Raw genomic sequence first — 19,085 nt, forward strand, 5'->3', positions numbered from 1 at the left:
GTGACCGGCTACGGCCGCAGCTCCGCGAGGCGCTGCTCGAACGGGACCACCTCGTCGGCGGGCCGGGGCCGGGCGGCCCGAGCCGGCATGAGCGCGGCCAGTTCCTCCCCGGCCCGGGCGACGCGCTCGGAGAGGGGGCCGGTGGCGGCGTCCCCGCTCCCGCCCCAGTCCTCGGAGGCGGCGTACACGCCCGTCGGCGCCACCACGGCCCGCAGGTAGGCGAACATGGGCCGCAGCGCGTGGTCGAGGACCAGCGAGTGGCGCGCCGTGCCGCCCGTCGCCGCGACGACCACAGGCATGCCCGCGAGCGCGCCCTCCTCGACCACGTCGAAGAACGACTTGAACAGGCCGCTGTAGGACGCCGTGAAGACGGGCGTGACGGCGATGAGGCCGTCCGCCTCCGTCACGGCCTCGATCGCCTCCCGCAGCCGCGGCGAGGGGAAGCCCGTGACCATGGCGTTCGCGACGTCGGCGGCGAGGTCGCGCAGCTCGATCACGCGTACGGCGGCCTCGCCGGGCAGCCGCCGCCTGACCGCCTCGGTCAGCCGGTCCGCGAGCAGGCGGCTCGAGGAGGGGCGGCCGAGACCGGCCGACACGGCGACGAGCCTGAGGGCTGTCATGAGGTCTCCCTCCTCAGGAGCCGGCGGCGGCGGACTCGGCCGCGCGCCGCGCGACCAGGGCCGCGTGCGTGGGGGCGTCGGGCACCGTGTCCGGCCGGTTGCGCGCGAACTCCCGGCGCAGCACCGGCACGACCTCCTCGCCGAGGATGTCGAGCTGCTCCAGCACGGTCTTCAGCGGCAGGCCGGCGTGGTCCATCAGGAACAGCTGCCGCTGGTAGTCGCCGAACGACTCGCGGAAGGTGAGCGTCCGGTCGATGACCTGCTGCGGGCTGCCCACGGTCAGCGGGGTCTGCTCCGTGAAGTCCTCCAGCGAAGGGCCGTGCCCGTACACGGGGGCGTTGTCGAAGTACGGCCGGAACTCCCGTACGGCGTCCTGGGAGTTCTTCCGCATGAACACCTGGCCGCCCAGGCCGACGACGGCCTGCTCGGGCGTGCCGTGGCCGTAGTGGGCGTACCGCTCCCGGTACAGGCTGATCAGGCGCTGGAAGTGCTCCTTCGGCCAGAAGATGTTGTTGGCGAAGAACCCGTCGCCGTAGTACGCGGCCTGCTCGGCGATCTCCGGGCTGCGGATCGAGCCGTGCCACACGAACGGCGGGACGCCGTCGAGCGGGCGGGGCGTCGAGGTGAAGCCCTGCAGCGGGGTGCGGAACCGGCCCTCCCAGTCGACGACGTCCTCGCGCCACAGGCGGTGCAGCAGCGCGTAGTTCTCGACCGCCAGCGGGATGCCCGTACGGATGTCCTGCCCGAACCAGGGGTAGACCGGCCCGGTGTTGCCGCGGCCCAGCATCAGGTCCACCCGCCCGCCGGCCAGGTGCTGCAGCATCGCGAAGTCCTCGGCGATCTTGACCGGGTCGTTCGTCGTGATCAGGGTGGTCGCCGTCGACAGCACGAGCCGCTCGGTCCGCGCCGCGATGTAGCCGAGCATGGTCGTCGGCGACGACGGCACGAACGGCGGGTTGTGGTGCTCGCCGGTCGCGAAGACGTCGAGCCCCACCTCCTCCGCCTTGAGCGCGATCGTCACCATGGCCGTGATCCGCTCGTGCTCGCTGGGCGTCCTGCCCGTGGTGGGGTCCGGCGTGACGTCGCCCACCGTGAAGATCCCGAACTGCATCGTGCCCACTGTCCCTCGTCCGTTGAAATTTCAACCACACTAACGCGACGGAGGAGCGCTTATTCCTCGTCCGCCGTCCCCGTACGCCGGTCGTCGGCGGCCGGGTACGGGGGGCGGGCGGCGGGTCGTCAGCTCGGGAAGATGCCGCCGGTGACGTTGACGAAGGTGGCGGTGATCCCGCCGGCCCGGTCGGAGGCGAGGAACGCCGCCGTGTCGGCCACCTCCTGGAGACCGGGGGAGCGGCGCAGCATCCGCATCGAGGCGAGGTTGCCGAGCAGCCCGCGGAACGCGGCCTCGTCGAGCGCGAGACCGCCGTTGACCGCGGCGAGCTTCTCCGGCGACAGGGTCTCCGGCACCCCCGCCGCCCACAGGCCGAGGACGCGCACGCCGCGGGGGCCGACCTCGGCCGCCAGGTTGCGGACGAACACGTCGGTCGCCGCGTCGGCCGGCCCCGTGCCGCCCATCATCGGGCTCCCGACGGCGGAGCCGCTGTCCAGCGCGAGGATGACCCCCGACCCCTGCTCGACCATGTGCCGGGCGGCCGCCGTGGCGGTGACGAAGGTGGCCGTCAGGCCGGTGACGACCGGGCGCAGGAAGTCGTCGGCGGACAACTCGGTCAACGGAACGCCCTGGACGTCCCCGCGGGTGACGAGGTTGAGGGAGACGTCGATCCCGCCGGCCGCGGCGACCGCGGCGGCGTGCTCCCGCACGGCCCGCTCGTCGGTCGCGTCCAGCACGGCCACCTCGGCGCGGCCGCCCGAGGCGACGATGTCCTGGGCCACCCGGTCGAGGCTCGCGCGGGTGCGGCCGGCGAGGAAGACCCGCGCCCCCTCCCTGGCGAACGTCCGGGCGACGCCGCCCCCGATCGCGCCCCCGGCCCCGTAGATGATCGCGTTCTTGTTCTCGAGCAGCATCGCCAGGCTCCCTTACGTCGGCGTCCGGGCGGTCCGCCCGGCTCTCACATCGACGCGTCGATCGGGGAGCGGCCGGGAGGACACGGCCACGGAGAAATTCTTGGAGAGGGTCTCCCCGTCTCCGTACGGCTCCTGTGAGGGCCCGGCCACGGCGAATTAACGCGGCCCGCCACGGGGCGAAACGCGCCCTGCCTACCGTCCTGAACGTGGATGCGGGGCTGTATACAGGACCGGCTACAGGGCCGGACACGAGGACGCGGCTGCGTCGTGACCAGGTCTACGGCGAGCTTCGCCGCCGCCTGATGATCGGCGAGTTCGCGATCCGGTCCCGCCTGGTGGAGGAGCGGCTCGCGTCGCTGCTGGGGGTCTCCAGGACCCCGGTGCGCGAGGCGCTGGTCCGCCTGCTGTCCGACGGCCTGGTGGAGCGGGGCGAGGACGGCGGCTACTACGTCGCCCAGCCCGACCTCACCGACCTGCGCGATCTCTACGAGCTGCGGATCACCCTCGAACTGAGGGGGATCGCCCGTGCCCTGGACACCGGTGTCCGCGGCCACGACCCGGCGATCCTCGAACCGCTGCGGGACCAGTGGCGGGCGATGCGGGACGACCAGCCCGAGCCCGACCCGCAGTTCGTGGTGATGGACGAGGACTTCCACGTCACGATGAGCCGCGCCTCGGGGAACGCGGTCCTGACCAGCACCCTCGCGTCCGTCAACGCGCGGATCCGGGCGGTGCGCATGTACGACTTCCTGACCGCCGACCGGATCACGCTGACGATCCTCCAGCACCTGGAGATCGCCGAGGAGGTCCTGGCGGGGCGCCTGGAGGACGCCCTGACCGCGATGCGGCGGCACGTCGGGGAGTCGATGGACGTCGTCGAGCGCAGGGCCGCTCGCGCGATCACTCAGATGGCCCTCAACCGAGGCAGGCGCCATGACGTTGACCGAGGCTCCCACTAGACATCCCCTGCTCGCCGCCCGGGGGCTGACCCGGACGTTCGGCGAGGTCGTCGCCAACGACGGCGTCGACCTGGACGTCCTCCCCGGGGAGGTGCACGCGCTCGTCGGGGAGAACGGCGCGGGCAAGAGCACCCTTCTCAAGCTCATCTACGGCGTGCACCGGCCCGACTCGGGCGAGCTCGCCATCGACGGCACCCCCGTCCGCGTCGCCAGCCCGGCCGCCGCCCGGTCCCTCGGGATCGGCATGGTCTTCCAGGACATGCGCCTGGTCCCGGCGCTGACCGTGGCGGAGAACGTCGCCCTCGCGCTCCCCGGCAGGCTCCGTCTCGACGCGCTCGCCCGGCGCGTCGCGGCCGCCGCCGAGGAGTACGGCCTGGCCGTGGACCCCCTGGCCAAGGTCGCCCACCTGTCGATCGGGGAGCGGCAGCGGGCCGAGATCCTCAAGGTGCTGATCGCGGGGTCGCGGGTCGTCATCCTCGACGAGCCGACGAGCGTGCTCGCGCCGCAGGAGGTGGCGGCGCTCTTCCAGGTCGTCCGGCGGCTGCGCGACCTGGGCTACGGCGTCATCATCGTCACCCACAAGCTGAACGAGGTCAGGGCCGTCGCCGACCGGGTCACCGTGCTGCGCGGGGGCCGGGTCGTCCTCGGCGGGGCCGACCCCGGGGCGTACACCGACGCCGAGCTGGTCGAGGCCATGGTCGGGCGGGCGGTCCCGCCGCTCCCCGCCGACCGGCCCGCCCCGGCGCCCGGCGGCGCTCCCGCCCTCTCGCTCCGCCAGGTCGGCGTGTACGGCGACAGCGGCGTGCTCCGCCTGCGTGACGTGACCCTCGACGTGATGCCCGGCGAGGTGGTCGGGGTCGCCGGGGTGGCCGGCAGCGGGCAGCGCGAGCTGTGCGAGGTGGCCTGCGGCCTACGCCCGGCGGCCACCGGGGCGGTGACCGTGGCCGGGACCCCGCTCACCGGCGCCCGGCAGGCGGGGGGCGTCGCGGAGGTGCCGGAGGACCCGCTCGCCGACGCCGTCGTCCCGGGCCTGACCGTGGTCGAGCACGTGGCGCTCGGCCTTCCCGAGGTGCCCCGGCGGCGGTTCAACGTCGACTGGCGGCGCGTCGCCGGGATCGCCCGCGGCCTCGACGCCGCGGTCGGCCTGGAGATGGCGGCCGGGCACCGCCGGGTGGCCGAGCTGTCCGGAGGCAACGTGCAGCGGGTCATGCTGACGCGGGCGCTCGGCCGGGACGACACGGTGCTCGTGGTCGCGGCGTACCCGAGCCGCGGCCTGGACGTCGCCACCACCCGCCGCACCCAGGAGCTGCTGCTCGCGCGGGCCGCCGCCGGGGCGGGGGTGCTGGTGGTCTCCGAGGACCTCGACGAGCTCGTCTCGATCAGCGACCGGATCGCCGTGCTCCACAACGGGGAGCTGGCGGGGGTCGTCGAGGCGCGCGGCGCCGACCGGCAGGAGATCGGCCGCCTGATGCTGGGCGGCCGGGCGGGAGGGGAGGCATGACCGCCACGCTGGCGAGGCCCGCGGAGCGGGCCCCCGCGCACCGCACCGGAACCGCGCTGCGGACGGCCGGCCGCTGGGCCGGCGCGCTCGCCGGGGCCGTCGCGATCTTCTGCGTGCTGCTGCTGGCCAAGGGCGCCGACCCGGTGACGGCGCTGGGAGACATGGTGGCCTCGACCTTCACCGGGGCGAGCCTGCAGCAGATCGTCGTCAAGGCGACCCCCCTGATCCTCGCGGCCATGGCGGTCGTGCTCCCGGCCCGCGCCGGGCTGACGAACGTCGGCGGCGAAGGCCAGGTCGTGATCGGCGCGGTGGCGGGGGCCGGGGTCGGCCTGGTCGTCCAGGGCCCGGCGGCGCTGCCGCTCATGCTGCTCGCCGGGGCGGCCGGAGGGGCCCTGTGGGCCGGCGTCGCGGCGGCGCTGCGGCTGGCCGTCGGCGTCAACGAGGCCGTGACCACGCTGCTGCTGAACTACATCGCGCTCGACGTGATGCTCTACCTCATCTACGAGCCCTGGAAGGACCGGCACGGCTCGGGCCAGCCGGCCACCCGGCCGCTGGAGGTGGCCGCGCGGCTGCCGCTGCTCAGCGGGACCGCGATCCACATGGGCATCGTCATCGCCCTGGTGGCCGCCGTGGCCGTGTGGCTCGTGCTGCGCGCCACGTCGTTCGGGTTCAAGGTGTCGGTCGTGGGCGGCAACCCGGAGGCGGCGCGGCGGGCGGGGCTGCCGGTGGCCCGGCTCATCCTCGTCGCGATGCTGCTCGGCGGCGCGCTCGCCGGGCTCGCCGGCGTCGTCCACCTGGCCGGCGTGGAGTTCAAGCTGCGGCCCGGCCTGACGACGAACGTCGGGTACGTGGCGTTCCTCGCGGCCTGGCTCGCCCGGCACAAGCCGCTGCCCACGGTGGGCGCGGCGTTCCTGCTGGCCGCCGTGACGGTGGCGGGCGACAGCCTCCAGCTCGACAGCGGGCTGCCGGCCGCGACCGTCAACGTCCTCATGGGCCTCGTCCTGCTCGCCGTCCTTGGATGGAGTCGCCGTGCTCATCGTTGACGTGCTCACCGGAGGCGTGCGCGGCGGGACCGCGATCATGTTCGCCGCGCTGGGGGAGACGCTGGCCGAGCGCGCCGGCGTCGTGAACCTCGGCACCGAGGGATGCATGCTGGTCGGGGCCCTCGGCGGGTACGCCGTCGCCGCCGAGACCGGCAACCCCTGGCTGGGCCTGCTCGCCGGGGCACTGGCGGGCGCGCTGCTCGGGCTGGTCCACGCCGTCGCCGTCGTGTGGCGGCGCGCCGACCAGTTCGCGACCGGCCTGACCCTGATGTTCCTCGGGCTCGGGTTGACCTCCCTCTTCGGCGCCGCGTACGTCGGGAAGGCGGCCCCCGGGTTCGACCCCGTGCCGCTGCCCGTCCTCGGCGACATCCCGGTGATCGGGGAGATCCTGTTCCGGCACGACCCGGTGACGTACCTGACCTTCGTCGCCGCGCCCCTGCTGTGGTTCGCGCTGAACCGCACCAAGGCCGGGCTGCTCGTCCGGACCGCCGGGGAGCGGGCCGACGTGCTCCACGTGCACGGCTACTCCCCGGGCCTCATCCGGACCGTCGCCGTCACCGCGGGGGCCGCGCTCGCCGGCCTCGGGGGCGCCCAGCTGTCCACCGCCTACGCCCACGCCTGGTTCGAGGGCATGACCGCGGGCCGGGGGTTCATCGCGGTCGCCCTCGTCATCTTCGCCGCCTGGCGCCCCCTGTGGGTGGTGGCCGGGTCCTACCTGTTCGGGGCCGCGCTCGCCGTGGCGCCCGCGCTGCAGGCCCGCGGCCAGTCGCTCAACCAGTTCGCGCTCGACGCGCTGCCCTTCGTCATCACCCTCGTGATCCTCGCGGTCCTCGGCCGGCGCACGCTGCGCGCCGCCCCCGAGGAACTGCGCCGCGTCTTCGCCCGCTAGAAGCCCAGCCGGGAGACCCCCATGCGTAAGATCATCACCGGTGCGGCGCTCGCCGTCCTGGCCACCGCCTGCTCGGCCAACACCGCCGGCACCGCCACCCCCGCCTCGGGCGGGACCGTCGTCCCCGGGAAGGGCTCGACCGCCGTCGGCTTCATCTTCGTCGGCCCGAAGGACGACTACGGCTACAACCAGGCCGCCTACCAGGGCAGCCAGGAGGTGGCCAAGGCCTTCCCGAACCTCAAGGTCATCACCGCCGAGAACGTCCCCGAGGACGACAACGCGGCGCGGGTCATGAACAGCATGATCGCCAAGGGCGCGAAGATCGTCTTCGCCACGTCGTACGGCCACCTCGACGCCGCCCTCAAGGTGGCCGCCGAGCACCCCGACGTCGTGGTCGTCCAGCAGGGCAACCTCATCACCGGAAGCGCCCCGCCGAACGCCGGCACGTTCTTCGGCACCGTCTACGAGCCCGTCTATCTCGCGGGCATCGCGGCCGGCCGGGCGACGAAGACCGGCAAGCTCGGGTACGTCTACGCCTTCCCCATCAGCCAGACGATCGACAACATCGACGCCTTCGAGCTCGGCGCCCGGTCGGTGAACCCGTCCGTGAAGACGTACGCCGTGAACACATCGAGCTGGTGCGACCCGGCCAAGCAGGCCGAGGCCGCGGCGAACCTGCTCAAGCAGGGCGTCGACGTCATCACGCAGCACCAGGACTGCACGGCCACCGTCATCAAGGCCACCGAGGCGGCGGGCGCGATGACGGTCGGCTACCACGCGGACGCCTCCGCCATCGCGCCCAAGGGCTGGCTCACCGGCTCGCAGTGGAACTGGGGGCCGCTCTACTCCGACATCGTCCGCACGGCCCTCGGCGGCACGTTCACCGGGTCCAAGTACAACGGCAACTTCCGGGTCGGCTACAAGACCGGCGACAACCCGTTCGTCCAGTCGCCGTACGGGCCGCTGGTGGACGACAAGACCCGCCGGCTCATCGAGGCGGCCAAGGACACGCTGAAGAGCGGTTCCCCGTTCGCCGGGCCAGTGCGCGACCAGGAGGGTAAGGTGCGCATCCCGGACGGCACGACCCCCGACTACGAGACGATCGAGAAGATCGACTACTTCGTGGAGGGCGTCGTCGGAAGCCTGCCGAAGTCATGATCTCCACGCCCTATCCCTGGCCCTGGCACGGGTCGCTGGACCCCCGGCGGCTGGCGATACTGGCCGTGACCTGCCCGTCACCGCCCGGGGGACCGTCCGCGGCCGCCGCGGGCGAGGTGGCCGGGCAGGTCGCCGGGGCCGTGCGGAAGGCGGGCGGCCTCGTGGTGCGGGTGCGGGTCCGGCCCCCGCTCCGCCCGTCCGCCGGCCTCGCCGCGGCGGCTCCCTTCGGCGATCCCCCGGCAGTGGAGGACGGCGGGGACGCCGCGGACCTGGAGGCCCGCGCGGCCGGCTGGGACGGGTTCCACGGCTGCCCGCTCGACGAGCTGCTGCGGGCGGCCGGCCGCGACCTGCTCCTGCTGTCCGGCTGCTGCCTCGAACTGGGGGTGCACTCCACCATGCGCTCGGCCAACGACCGTGGGTACGAGTGCCTGCTGCTGTCCGACGCCTGCGCCGTCGCGGACGCGTCCCTCGGCCGGGCCGCGCTGTCCATGATCGAGATGTCCGGCGGGATCTTCGGCGCGGTCGGCTCGAGTACCGCCCTGCTTAGGGAGTTGTCATGAGATTTCCGGTTATCGAAGCGGAGCCGTACCCCTGGCCGTACGACGGCGGGCTCGACCCCGCGACCACGGCCCTGATCTGCGTGGACTGGCAGGTCGACTTCTGCGGCCCCGGCGGGTACGTGGACATGATGGGCTACGACCTGTCCCTCACCCGGGCGGGCCTGGAGCCGACGGCGCGGGTGCTGCGGGCCTGCCGGGAGGCGGGCGTGCTCGTCGTGCACACCCGGGAGGGCCACCGGCCCGACCTGGCCGACTGCCCGCCCAACAAGCTGTGGCGCTCGGCCCGGATCGGCGCCGGGATCGGCACGGCCGGCCCCTGCGGCCGCATCCTGGTGCGGGGCGAGCCGGGATGGGAGATCGTGCCCGAGGTGGCGCCCGTCGAGGGCGAGCTCGTCGTCGACAAGCCGGGCAAGGGGGCGTTCTACGCCACCGACCTCGACCTGCTGCTGCGCACCCGCGGCGTCACCCACCTGCTGCTGACCGGGATCACCACCGACGTCTGCGTGCACACCACGATGCGCGAGGCCAACGACCGCGGGTACGAGTGCCTGCTGCTGTCCGACTGCACGGGCGCCACCGACAAGGGCAACTACGAGGCGGCGCTGAAGATGGTGACCATGCAGGGCGGCGTGTTCGGCGCGGTCGCCCCGTCGAGCGCCCTGCTGTCCGCCCTCGGAGCCGGTGCCGGTGTTCGCTGACCTGCATGGCGGCTACCGCACCGGCGCCCTCAGGCCGTCCGACGTGGTGGCGGAGACGTACCGGAGGATCAAGGAGCGGGGGGACGACGGCGTCTGGATCACGCTGCGGCAGGAGGCCGACGTCCAGGCCGACCTCGCCCGGCTCGACCCCGCGCTGCCGCTGTACGGCGTGCCGTTCGCGGTCAAGGACAACATCGACGTCGCCGGCATGCCGACCACGGCCGCCTGCCCGGCGTTCGCCTACCGGCCCGGCCGGACCGCGCCGCTGGTGGAGCGCCTGCTCGCGGCCGGGGCGCTGCTCGTCGGGAAGACGAACCTCGACCAGTTCGCCACCGGGCTGTCCGGCTCGCGCAGCCCGTACGGGGCGTGCGAGTCGCCGCTGGTCCCCGGGCTCATCTCCGGCGGCTCGTCGTCGGGGTCGGCCGTGGCGGTGGCGGCCGGTCTGGTGCCGTTCGCGATCGGGACCGACACGGCGGGATCGGGCCGCGTGCCGGCCGCGCTGACCGGCACGGTCGGGCTGAAGCCCTCGCGCGGGCTGGTCCCGAGCCTCGGCATCCTGCCGGCCTGCGCCTCGCTCGACTGCGCCAGCGTGTTCGCGGCCTCGGTCGGCGACGCGCTGGCGGTCCTGCGGCTGATCGCCGGGCCGCACCCGGACGACCCCTGGTCGCGGGCGCTGCCCCTCGGCCGTCCCGGGAGCGGCCCGCGGCGGGTCGGCGTCCCCCGGGCGGCCGGGTTCCACGGGGACGGGCCGGCGGAGGCGGCGTTCGCCGGGGTGGTCGAGCGGCTCGAACAGCTGGGGCACACGACCGTGCCCGTCGACCTGGCGCCCTTCCTCGCTGCGGGGAGCCTGCTGTACGAGGGGCCGTGGGTGGCCGAGCGGCTCGCCGGTGTGGGCGACTTCGTCCGGCGGCACCCCCACGACCTGCATCCGGTCACCCGTGAGGTGCTGAGCACGGGGGAGGGGGTCAGCGGGGTCGACGTCTTCCGGGGCCTGCGGCGGCTCCAGGAGCTGCGCGCGGCCGTCGCACCCGTGTGGGCGGAGATCGACGCGCTGATGGTGCCGACCGTGCCGACCACCTTCACGCTGGCCGAGATGGCCGAGGACCCCGTCGGCCGCAACTCGGTCCTCGGTCACTACACGACCTTCGCGAACCTGCTCGACCTCGCCGCCGTCGCCGTCCCGGGCGGCCTGACCACGTCCGGGCGGCCCCACGGGGTGACGTTCCTCGCCCCGGCGGGCGCCGACGGCCTCCTCGCCGGTCTCGCGGCCGGATTCACCGGCGAGAGGCTCGACGGGCCCGCCGAGGTGCCGTACGAGCCGCCCGCGGTGAGCGGGACGGCGGAAGCAGAGGCGGGCGGACGGGTCGTGCTCGCGGTCGTGGGCGCGCACCGCACCGGCCAGCCGCTCCATCCGCACCTGGCGGCGCTCGGTGCCGTGTGCGCCGGGCTCACGCGGACGGCCCCGGTCTACCGGATGTACGACCTCGGCGACCGGCCGGGGCTGGTCAGGGAGGCCGGCGGCGGAACGGTGGAGGTCGAGCTGCACGAGCTCGCCCCCGCCGCGCTGGGGGAGCTGCTCGTCACCATCCCCGCCCCGCTCGGGCTCGGCACGCTGGAGCTCGCCGACGGCCGCCGCGTCCACGGCTTCCTCTGCGAGTCGTACGCGGTCGCGTCGGCCCGCGACATCACCGCGTACGCGAGCTGGCCCGCCTACCTGGCGGCGCGGCACGCGTGACGGCGCCCCGGCGCGGCGGTGCCCCTCCCGGCCGGCGGCCGGGAGGGGCCGCGGTGCTCAGGTGCCCTGAAGGTTGGGCTCGGCGGCCGCGGGCGTATACGCGTCCTCCCCGCGGCTGCGGTGGAGGACGGCGTCCAGCGCCCAGGTCCCGGGGCCGAGCACGGCCACCAGGAAGAACGACCAGCAGAACAGCACCGCGAGCTCGCCGCCGTTCAGCAGCGGCAGCAGGCCCTGCGGCTGGTGCACGACGAAGTACGCGTACGCCATCGAGCCGGAGGAGACGAGCGCGGCGATCCGCGAGAACAGGCCGATCATGATGAGCGCGCCGAAGATCACCTGGATCAGGGCGGCCCACCACCCGGGCCAGGTGCCGAACGGGATGGCGTGGCCGGTGCCGCGGTTCCCGCCCAGGACGCCGAACACCGACGACACCCCGTGGCACAGGAACAGCAGGCCGGTCACCATTCTGAACAGCGACAGCACCGGCCCGCTGATGTGGTCGAATTTCATGTCTTTCACCTCGTGGTCTTTCAGATGTGGCGGGGTGCCCGCGCGAAGCGGAGCATGCGCGAAACGGTGTGGCCGCGCGATCGGCGCCGTCGCCGGAAAGCGTGGCCGGACGTGCGGAGATAAGGATGGGAGGGCGTGAGAAGCGCCGGATCGATCGCGGCGTTCCGCCGTTTCAGGCCATTTCCGAAGGATTCTTCGGCATCTCAGTAAGGCCGGTGTAAAACCATCGCTTTTCCCGTCGTCCCGCGGTCCGTCGTCCCGGCCCGCGCGGCTTTCGCCGTCGCGGCCGGGCGGACGCGGCAGGCGTCCCTCCGAACCGTGCTGCAGCACCGATGGGCAGCGTCGTCGCTGTCGTGCCGAGCCTCGTCCATGGACCGCGGGTCCGCGCGGACGTATTCGGCGGCGAATAGGGGTCCGGCGGCGCCCACCCCAGAATGCGCACAGGGGTACCCCTAGTCAAGTCACCCGGTAAGCCGTTCGCACGTATTGACCGCGTAACACCGGCAGCGATGTGTTCTGTCCATCTTTACCTGGTGCTTCTACCCCGGCGAGGGCGTGCGTGCCGCCGTTCGCGACTAAATGCTCGGTGAAAGTTTCCTGTCGGCTCGACCGGCCGGGCGTCCGAGGAGGGAAATCAGGGGCGGACGACGCCGTACCCGAGCCGGCGGTACACGAAGAGCTGGTCGTAGTAGACGCGCCCGCTGACGAAAAGTGGCTCTTCACAGACCAGGGTGTAGTCGCGGCCTGTCTAGGGATCCGCGATCACGGCTGATGGCGGAAGCTGATGCGCATCAGCCGACTGTCAGCCCAGTCTTCGAGCATGCGGCGGGTGTGATCTCGATGGCTCGCCGGATGTGATCGGGCAGGTGCGACAAACACGCGTCACGTGCGGAGTCGTTCCATCCAGTCGTGTCTGGACTGTTCATGCGGTCTCGGTCTGTAGGGCGGGTCCGAGGAGGAGTCCACCGTCGATGACGTACTCCGACCCCGTGATGAACGACGCGTCTGAAGACGTGAGGAACAGGAGAAGCCGGGTGACGTCGGTCGGCTCTCCAAGTCGTGGGATGGCGAACGGCTCGGGTGAGTAGAAGTCGGCGATCGCCGCGGTGGCGCCGGCTGCTGGTTCTTGGATGAAGGGGGTCGCGATCACGCCGGGGTGGATGGTGTTCACGCGGATGTGGTCCCGGCCGAGCTCGAGCGCGGCCATTCGGGTAAGGCCTCGCACGGCCCACTTGCTGGCGACGTACGGCGCGTAGTGCGCCGTGCCGCCCAGGCCCATCGTCGAGGCGATGTTGACGATGGCTCCCCCTGTTGCGCGGCGCAGAGCGGGGGCGGCGACCTTGATGCCGAGGAAGGTCCCTGTGAGGTTGATGTCGAGGATGCGTGACCACGTGGCTTGGTCCGTGTTCTCAATCGGCGCCGGCGGGTTCTGGACGCCCGCGTTGTTGACGAGCACGTTCAGGGCGCCGAAGGCGCTCTCGGCGGCCAGCACAGCGGCGGACCACGAACTCTCGTCGGTGACGTCGAGGCGGGTGAAGTGAGCGCGGGTCCCTAGCTCGTCGGCGAGAGCGGCGCCGCGTTCGGTGTCGATGTTGCCGATCACCACGTTCGCTCCCTCCGCGTGAAAGGCGCGTACGTGGCTCGATCCCTGGCCACCGGTCCCACCGGTCACGAGCACGGTCTGGTTGTCGAAGCGGTTCATCGAATGGTCCTTCGGTACGTGGTGACTGACCGGGATCATCGGCGATGAACGGCCGGCCGACGGCGTGGACCTCGCAGCCACCCAGTTCCTGGGCATGATCTCCAACTACGTCTTCTGGCCGACACTCCTGGTGCCGGGCTGGGAGGTGAGCGCCGAACGCGTCGCTCAGGTAGTCGACGAGGCCGTCCGCACCATCGCCGCCCGGTACGCCTCGGCTCGGCCTCCATGTCCCCGGGGCTGAAGCAGGCGACGACGCGCCCGTCGAGGCGGGCCGCACGGACCGGCGTTCCCAGGCTTTTCCCTGGAAGCGGGCGTAGCGTGAAGCGGCATGACCTGGCAGCGGAGGATGAACGGCGCACTGAGCAGGTATGCGGGTATCCAGGTAAAACGGGTGGAGAAAGGGCGTAATCCCGTTTCGTTCTCCGGTCCTGCCGACGAGAACCTGGTCCGCCCTCCGGCCGACCCGCGGGCCGACCGGCTGCTGGTGGCTCCCGTGTTCGTCATGTCCCCGGTGCGGTCGGGCTCCACGCTGCTGCGGGCCGTCCTCAACGCCCACTCCGAGCTGCACGCCCCGCACGAGCTGCACGTCCGCCGCCTGACCGTAGGGTACGGCACCCCTCTGGCCGAGAAGGCGATGACGGCGCTCGGCCACAACCGGGCCGACCTGGAACACCTGCTGTGGGACCGGGTCCTCCACCGGGAGCTCGTGCGCAGCGGCAAGCGGACCATCGTCGACAAGACCCCCGCCAACGCCTTCGCGTACGCGCGGATCGCCGCCTGCTGGCCGGACGCGCGGTACGTCTTCCTGCTGCGGCACCCCGCCTCGATCGCCGCCTCCTGGTACGAGGCCGGCGGGGAGCGGCGCACCCGTGAGGACGCCGCGGCCGACGCGCTGCGGTACATGAAGGCGGTGCAGCGGGCGCGCAAGGCGCTGACCGGTCTCACCGTCCGGTACGAGGACCTGACGGCGGAGCCCGAGAAGACGGTCCGCTCGATCTGCGACTTCCTCGGCGTCGCCTTTGAGCCCGGCATGCTGCGGTACGGCGACCAGGGCGTGCTGCAGAAGGGCCTCGGCGACTGGAAGGACAAGATCCGGTCCGGCAGCGTGCAGCCCGGCCGTGACCTGCCCGACCCCGGCGGGATACCCGACATCCTGAAGCCCATGTGCCGCAGCTGGGGCTACCTGTCCGGAGGCGAGGGCTCGTGAGGATCCGCTACATGCTGCTCCACGCGTACGGCATGGGCGGCACCATCCGCACCGTGGTCAGCCAGGCGAACGCGATGGCCGCGCTCGGCCACGACGTGGAGATCGTGAGCGTGATCCGCAGGCGGGACCGCCCGCAGTTCCGGCTCGACCGCTCGGTGGCCCTGTCCACCCTCGTCGACCAGCGGGAGGGCGTCCTGACCGACTCCCTCGGCCGCAAGGTGTGGCGCCGGGTGCGCGGCAAGATCGTCCCGTACGGCGAGTTCGCGGCCGCCTACTTCACCGAGCGGGTGGAGAAGGCGGCCATCGACTACGTCTCCTCGCTCGACGAGGGGATCCTCGTCACCACGCGCCCCGCCCTGAACCTGATCTCCGCCCGCCGGGCTCCCTCCGGTGTGGTGCGGGTGGCCCAGGAGCACATGAACCTCAACGCGTACCCGGAGACGCTGCGCCGCGAGATCGTGCGGCACTACGGCGCGTTCGACGCGGTCTCCGTGCTGACCGGGACGGATCGCCGGGACTACCAGCGCCTGCTGCCGGACACCCCCGTCGTGCGCATCCCGAACGCCGTCGACAGGGCCGGCCGCGTCCCGTCCCGGCAGGAGCACAAGGTCGTGGTCGCGGCCGGCCGGCTGGTCGCGCAGAAGGGGTTCGACCTGCTGATCCCGGCGTTCGCGGCGGCGGCGCGGCGCCATCCCGGGTGGCGGCTGCGCATCTTCGGCACCGGCCCGAAGAAGCACGAGCTGACCGCGCTCGCCGACCGGCAGGGGCTCGGCGACCGGATCGCGCTGATGGGACGCAGCCCGCGCCTGCACGAGGAGCTGGCCAGGGCGTCCGTCTACGCCCTCAGCTCCCGCTTCGAGGGGCTGCCGATGGTGATGATCGAGGCGATGGCGCACGCCCTGCCGGTCGCCGCCTTCGACTGCCCGACCGGCCCGGGTGACGTGCTGACCGACGGGATCGACGGCCTCCTCGTGCCGCCCGAGGACGTCGACGCGCTCGCGGAGGCCCTCGGCCGGCTGATGGCGGAGCGGGAGACCCGGGTGCGCCTGGGCTCGGCCGCCGCCGTCACGGCCGCCGAGTACGACCCCGAGATCGTGATGCCCCAATGGGAGCGGCTGTTCGCCGAGCTCCTGACCGGCAAGCCGGCCGGGGACGGCTTCCGCAGCGCGAGCTGAGACGGCCGCGCGGAGCCGTCGTCCCGGAGGTGGCGGCCTTCGCCGGCCGCCGGGCGGGTCAGCGGGGCGCGTCGCGGGGCACGACCAGCCCCGACTCGTAGGCGAAGACCACGAGCTGGGCCCTGTCCCGCGCGCCCAGCTTGGTCATCGCCCTGCTGACGTGCGTCTTCGCGGTGAACGGGCTGATCACCATGTGCGCCGCGATCTCGTCGTTGGTGAGGCCGCGGGCGACCAGGGCGACCACCTCCCGTTCGCGGTTGGTGAGCGCGCCCAGCGCTTCGACAGGGACGGCGTCCGGCGGCCTGGAGACGTACTCGCTGATGAGCCTGCGGGTGATCGCCGGCGACAGCAGGGCGTCGCCCCGGGCCGCGACGTGCACCGCCTGGATCAGCTCGGCCGGCTCGGTGTCCTTGAGCAGGAACCCGCTCGCGCCCGCCCGCAGCGCCGCGAACACGTACTCGTCCAGCCCGTAGTTCGTCAGGATCACCACGCGGACGCCGGCCAGCCGCGGGTCGGCCGCGATCTGGCGGGTGGCCTCGATGCCGTCCATCACCGGCATCTGCACGTCGACGAGGGCGACGTCCGGCACGTGCCGCCCGGCCAGCGCCACCCCCTGGCGTCCGTCGCCGGCGTCGCCGACCACCTCGATGTCCTCCTCGGCGTCGAGCAGCGCCCGGAACCCGGCCCGGATGAGCGTCTGGTCGTCGACCAGCAGAACGCGGATCACCCCGCCTCCCCGCCGAGCGTGGCGGGCGCGGGGTGTGCGCCCAGCGTGGCGGGCGCGGAGTGCCCGGGGTGCGCGGCGGGGGCCGCCACGGGGTGCGCGGTGGCGGCCGTGCCGGCTGCCGTGGCCTCCGCCGCGGGGTGCGCGGTGGCGGTCGCGAGGCCCGGCGCCGGTGACAGGGGGAGCTCGGCCTCGACGGAGAAGCCGCCGCCGGGGCGCGGCCCGGCGGACAGGCGGCCGCCCAGCGCGGCGACCCGTTCGCGCATGCCGGTCAGCCCCACCCCGGGGACCGGCGGGCCGTCCGGGGCCGCCCGCCCGTCGTCGTGCACCCGCACGGTCAGCACGTCGGGCCCGTACTCGACCCCGACCGCGGCCGAGGCGGCGGGTCCCGCGTGCCTGGCCACGTTGGTGAGCGCCTCCTGGACGATCCGGTAGGCCGTCCGGTCGACCTCGCCCGGGAGCTCCCGCCGGTCGCCGGAGACGTCCAGGGAGACGGGCACGCCCGCGGCCCGCGCCCGGTCGGCCAGCTCGCCGATCCGGCCGACGCCGTTGGCCGCCTCCTCGCCCGGGTCGCGCAGCACCTCCAGCGTCGCCCTCAGCTCGCGCATCGCGTCGCCGCTCGCCTCCTGGATCGCGAGCAGCGCGGGCGGCACGTCCTCGCCGCGTTTGCGGGCCAGGTGGACCGCCACCCCGGCCTGCACCTTGATGATCGAGATGCTGTGGGTGAGGGAGTCGTGCAGCTCGCGGGCGATCCGCAGCCGCTCCTCGCCCGCCCGCCGCAGCGCCGCCTCCTCGCGCGTCCGCTCGGCCTCGGCGGCGCGCTCCTCGGCCTGCCGCAGGTACGCCTGCCGCTGCCGGGAGACGACGCCGCCCACGTTGGCGGCGACGAACCAGCCGACCAGCAGCACGGCGCGCTGGACCACCGCCCGCGGGTCACCCGTCCCCGCGGCCGACAGGTCGGCCAGCAGCGTGCCGCCCAGGAACAGGGCGCTCGCGCCCGCCGCCGCGATCCGACGGCCGTCCCTGGCGACGGAGTACGCGGTGATGAGCACCGGGAACGCGGCCGACGTCTCGGGGTGCACCCGGGCCGAGAACGCCAGCATGCAGGCCGTGGCCACCGCCAGGGCGGGCAGCGGGGCCCGCCGCCAGGCGACCACGGCGAGGGTCCCGGCCAGCAGCGCGAGGTACTCCAGCGGCCCCGGGGCCGCCCCGACCGGCGCCAGCACGATGCCGCCCAGTAGCGCGCCGCCCACCGCGGCCGCGAGCGCCGCGTCGGGGAGGTATCCGCGCCACCCGCGATCAGCGTCCATACCGGCAGGGTAGCCCGGACCGCCCGCCCGCCACCTCCTCCAGGGAGACCGCTCCGGCTGTACTCCCGGGGGAGTACGCCCGGCCCGCCGCCCGCGGGGAGAGCAGCGGCGGCCGCCTCCGCCCGTACGACGACACGGCGGCGCCGGGCGGCGAGCATCGACGCCGAGCACACGACACCGAAGGAGAACCCATGCCGACGCCCTTCCGATACGTCGTCCCGGTGACCCGGGAGGCGGCGTCCGGGCCGGTCGCCGAGGTCTACGGGCAGATGGCCCGCGATTTCGGACTGGCCCGGATGCCGCTGTTCATGACGCTGTCCCCGGCACCCGACGTGCTCGTGGCCGCCTGGGCGGCGCTGCGGGAGTCGCTGCTCGCCGGGACGGCCTCCCGCACCGGGAAGGAGGTGGTGGCGACAGGGGTGTCCCTGGCCAACAGGTGCCCGTTCTGCGTCGACGCGCACACCGTGCTCCTGCACGCCACTGGCGACCACGGGCTCGCGGAGACGATCGCCCGCGGGGAGACGCCCGGCTCGCCGGAGCACGCCCGGCTCCTCGCCTGGGCCCAGGCCACCAGCGGGGCGGTCGCGGGGCCGGCCGCGCCCGCGCCGTTCCCGCCCGGCGGGGCCGCCGAGTACGTCGGGACGGCGCTGGCGTTCCACTTCGTCAACCGCATGGTGTCGGCCCTGCTGACCGACGACTTCCTTCCGGGCGGCCTGCAGCGGTCACGGCTCGTGCGCAGGGTCGGCGGCCGCGCCATGTCCCGGGCCGTACGACGCGGGGCCGTCGCGGGTGACGCGCTCCCGCTGCTGGAGGGGCTGCCCACAGGGCCCGAGCCGGGGTGGGCCGAGGGCACCCCGATCGGCCGCGCGTTCGCCGCCCTGCGCGGGGTGGCCCTGTCGGACGAGGTGCCGCTGGGGGAGGAGGCCATGTGGCACGTCGCCGGGGAGGTCGCCCGGTGGGACGGCGGGCACCCGCCGCTGGGCCGGCCGGCCGCGCCGCCCGACGCGCTGCCGCCCGCGGACCGGCCGGCCGCGCGGCTCGCCCTGCTGGCCGCCCTCGCGCCATATCGGATCACCGACGCGGACGTGGCCGCCTGGCGGGACGCGGCGAGGGGGGACGACGCGGACCTCGTGCGGCTGCTGGCGTTCGGGGCCGTCACGGCCGTCGACCGCATCGAGGCCGCGCTCGCCCCCACCGTTCCCGCCTGAGGCGGGGCGACGACGACGCCCGCCGTTCCCGTCTGACGCGGCGCGACGACGGACACCGTCC

Annotated in this window: 19 protein-coding genes; 12 read left to right on the forward strand and 7 right to left on the reverse strand. The window is 73.9% G+C overall.

Translation table 11 applies throughout. The features are described 5' to 3' along the window. Positions 1-8: 8 nt before the first annotated feature. From Mco01_RS12500 to Mco01_RS12510, 3 genes are all read right to left on the reverse strand, one after another. Positions 9-620 (reverse strand): FMN reductase, encoded by a 612-nt coding sequence (locus Mco01_RS12500; RefSeq protein ID WP_204057058.1) that lies wholly within the window; start codon positions 618-620, stop codon positions 9-11. A 13-nt stretch (positions 621-633) separates the two neighbouring features. Further along, positions 634-1,731, reverse strand: a complete 1,098-nt coding sequence (locus Mco01_RS12505; RefSeq protein ID WP_204057059.1) for an LLM class flavin-dependent oxidoreductase — start codon at positions 1,729-1,731, stop codon at positions 634-636. Between the two features lie 128 nt (positions 1,732-1,859). Further along, positions 1,860-2,645 carry an SDR family NAD(P)-dependent oxidoreductase gene (locus Mco01_RS12510; protein WP_204057060.1) on the reverse strand — a complete coding sequence of 262 codons (786 nt, stop codon included), beginning with the start codon at positions 2,643-2,645 and terminating at the stop codon, positions 1,860-1,862. 206 nt (positions 2,646-2,851) lie between these two features. On the opposite strand from Mco01_RS12510, the gene Mco01_RS12515 reads away from it, so the two are divergent. The 8 genes from Mco01_RS12515 to atzF are packed head-to-tail and all read left to right on the forward strand — an operon-like array spanning position 2,852 to position 11,188. After that, positions 2,852-3,604, forward strand: a complete 753-nt coding sequence (locus tag Mco01_RS12515; RefSeq protein WP_157099645.1) for a GntR family transcriptional regulator — start codon at positions 2,852-2,854, stop codon at positions 3,602-3,604. After that, on the forward strand, positions 3,579-5,105 hold the full coding sequence (locus tag Mco01_RS12520; RefSeq protein ID WP_036327598.1) for an ABC transporter ATP-binding protein: 1,527 nt from the start codon (positions 3,579-3,581) through the stop codon (positions 5,103-5,105). Before Mco01_RS12515 ends, Mco01_RS12520 begins: the two co-directional genes overlap by 26 nt. Further along, the gene (locus Mco01_RS12525; protein WP_204057061.1) at positions 5,102-6,148 is read left to right on the forward strand and encodes an ABC transporter permease; all 1,047 of its coding nucleotides are present in this window, start codon (positions 5,102-5,104) and stop codon (positions 6,146-6,148) included. Before Mco01_RS12520 ends, Mco01_RS12525 begins: the two co-directional genes overlap by 4 nt. After that, complete coding sequence (locus tag Mco01_RS12530) at positions 6,135-7,037, forward strand: ABC transporter permease (protein ID WP_036327596.1); 903 nt, start codon at positions 6,135-6,137, stop codon at positions 7,035-7,037. The genes Mco01_RS12525 and Mco01_RS12530 overlap by 14 nt, the downstream gene beginning before the upstream one ends. A 21-nt stretch (positions 7,038-7,058) precedes the next feature. Further along, positions 7,059-8,195 (forward strand): BMP family ABC transporter substrate-binding protein, encoded by a 1,137-nt coding sequence (locus Mco01_RS12535; protein WP_204057062.1) that lies wholly within the window; start codon positions 7,059-7,061, stop codon positions 8,193-8,195. Beyond that, the gene (locus Mco01_RS12540) at positions 8,192-8,755 is read left to right on the forward strand and encodes an isochorismatase family protein (RefSeq protein WP_204057063.1); all 564 of its coding nucleotides are present in this window, start codon (positions 8,192-8,194) and stop codon (positions 8,753-8,755) included. Before Mco01_RS12535 ends, Mco01_RS12540 begins: the two co-directional genes overlap by 4 nt. Then, positions 8,752-9,453: a biuret amidohydrolase gene (biuH, locus tag Mco01_RS12545; protein WP_036327590.1), complete on the forward strand. Its 702-nt coding sequence runs from the start codon at positions 8,752-8,754 to the stop codon at positions 9,451-9,453. The genes Mco01_RS12540 and biuH overlap by 4 nt, the downstream gene beginning before the upstream one ends. Further along, positions 9,443-11,188 (forward strand): allophanate hydrolase, encoded by a 1,746-nt coding sequence (atzF, locus tag Mco01_RS12550; protein WP_204057064.1) that lies wholly within the window; start codon positions 9,443-9,445, stop codon positions 11,186-11,188. The genes biuH and atzF overlap by 11 nt, the downstream gene beginning before the upstream one ends. A 57-nt stretch (positions 11,189-11,245) precedes the next feature. On the opposite strand, the gene Mco01_RS12555 is transcribed toward atzF, so the two are convergent. Together Mco01_RS12555 and Mco01_RS12560 are read right to left on the reverse strand one after the other, a co-directional pair. Beyond that, positions 11,246-11,698 (reverse strand): DoxX family protein, encoded by a 453-nt coding sequence (locus tag Mco01_RS12555; RefSeq protein ID WP_204057065.1) that lies wholly within the window; start codon positions 11,696-11,698, stop codon positions 11,246-11,248. Between the two features lie 922 nt (positions 11,699-12,620). Then, on the reverse strand, positions 12,621-13,400 hold the full coding sequence (locus tag Mco01_RS12560; protein WP_204057164.1) for a glucose 1-dehydrogenase: 780 nt from the start codon (positions 13,398-13,400) through the stop codon (positions 12,621-12,623). Positions 13,401-13,494: 94 nt separating this feature from the next. On the opposite strand from Mco01_RS12560, the gene Mco01_RS12565 reads away from it, so the two are divergent. From Mco01_RS12565 to Mco01_RS12575, 3 genes are all read left to right on the forward strand, one after another. Further along, on the forward strand, positions 13,495-13,641 hold the full coding sequence (locus Mco01_RS12565; RefSeq protein WP_239103561.1) for a TetR/AcrR family transcriptional regulator C-terminal domain-containing protein: 147 nt from the start codon (positions 13,495-13,497) through the stop codon (positions 13,639-13,641). Between the two features lie 150 nt (positions 13,642-13,791). Next, the gene (locus Mco01_RS12570; protein WP_239103562.1) at positions 13,792-14,607 is read left to right on the forward strand and encodes a sulfotransferase family protein; all 816 of its coding nucleotides are present in this window, start codon (positions 13,792-13,794) and stop codon (positions 14,605-14,607) included. After that, positions 14,604-15,782, forward strand: coding sequence for a glycosyltransferase family 4 protein (locus Mco01_RS12575; RefSeq protein WP_204057067.1), 1,179 nt, complete (start codon positions 14,604-14,606; stop codon positions 15,780-15,782). The genes Mco01_RS12570 and Mco01_RS12575 overlap by 4 nt, the downstream gene beginning before the upstream one ends. Before the next feature lie 58 nt (positions 15,783-15,840). Here the strand turns inward: Mco01_RS12575 and Mco01_RS12580 are convergent, their stop codons facing one another. Together Mco01_RS12580 and Mco01_RS12585 are read right to left on the reverse strand one after the other, a co-directional pair. After that, complete coding sequence (locus tag Mco01_RS12580; protein ID WP_204057068.1) at positions 15,841-16,509, reverse strand: response regulator; 669 nt, start codon at positions 16,507-16,509, stop codon at positions 15,841-15,843. Further along, the gene (locus Mco01_RS12585; protein ID WP_204057069.1) at positions 16,506-17,816 is read right to left on the reverse strand and encodes a sensor histidine kinase; all 1,311 of its coding nucleotides are present in this window, start codon (positions 17,814-17,816) and stop codon (positions 16,506-16,508) included. The genes Mco01_RS12580 and Mco01_RS12585 overlap by 4 nt, the downstream gene beginning before the upstream one ends. A 191-nt stretch (positions 17,817-18,007) precedes the next feature. On the opposite strand from Mco01_RS12585, the gene Mco01_RS12590 reads away from it, so the two are divergent. Continuing rightward, positions 18,008-19,024 carry a carboxymuconolactone decarboxylase family protein gene (locus tag Mco01_RS12590; protein WP_204057070.1) on the forward strand — a complete coding sequence of 339 codons (1,017 nt, stop codon included), beginning with the start codon at positions 18,008-18,010 and terminating at the stop codon, positions 19,022-19,024. Positions 19,025-19,085: the final 61 nt, after the last annotated feature.

This window comes from Microbispora corallina (assembly GCF_016863035.1).
GTDB classification, from domain to species: domain Bacteria; phylum Actinomycetota; class Actinomycetes; order Streptosporangiales; family Streptosporangiaceae; genus Microbispora; species Microbispora corallina.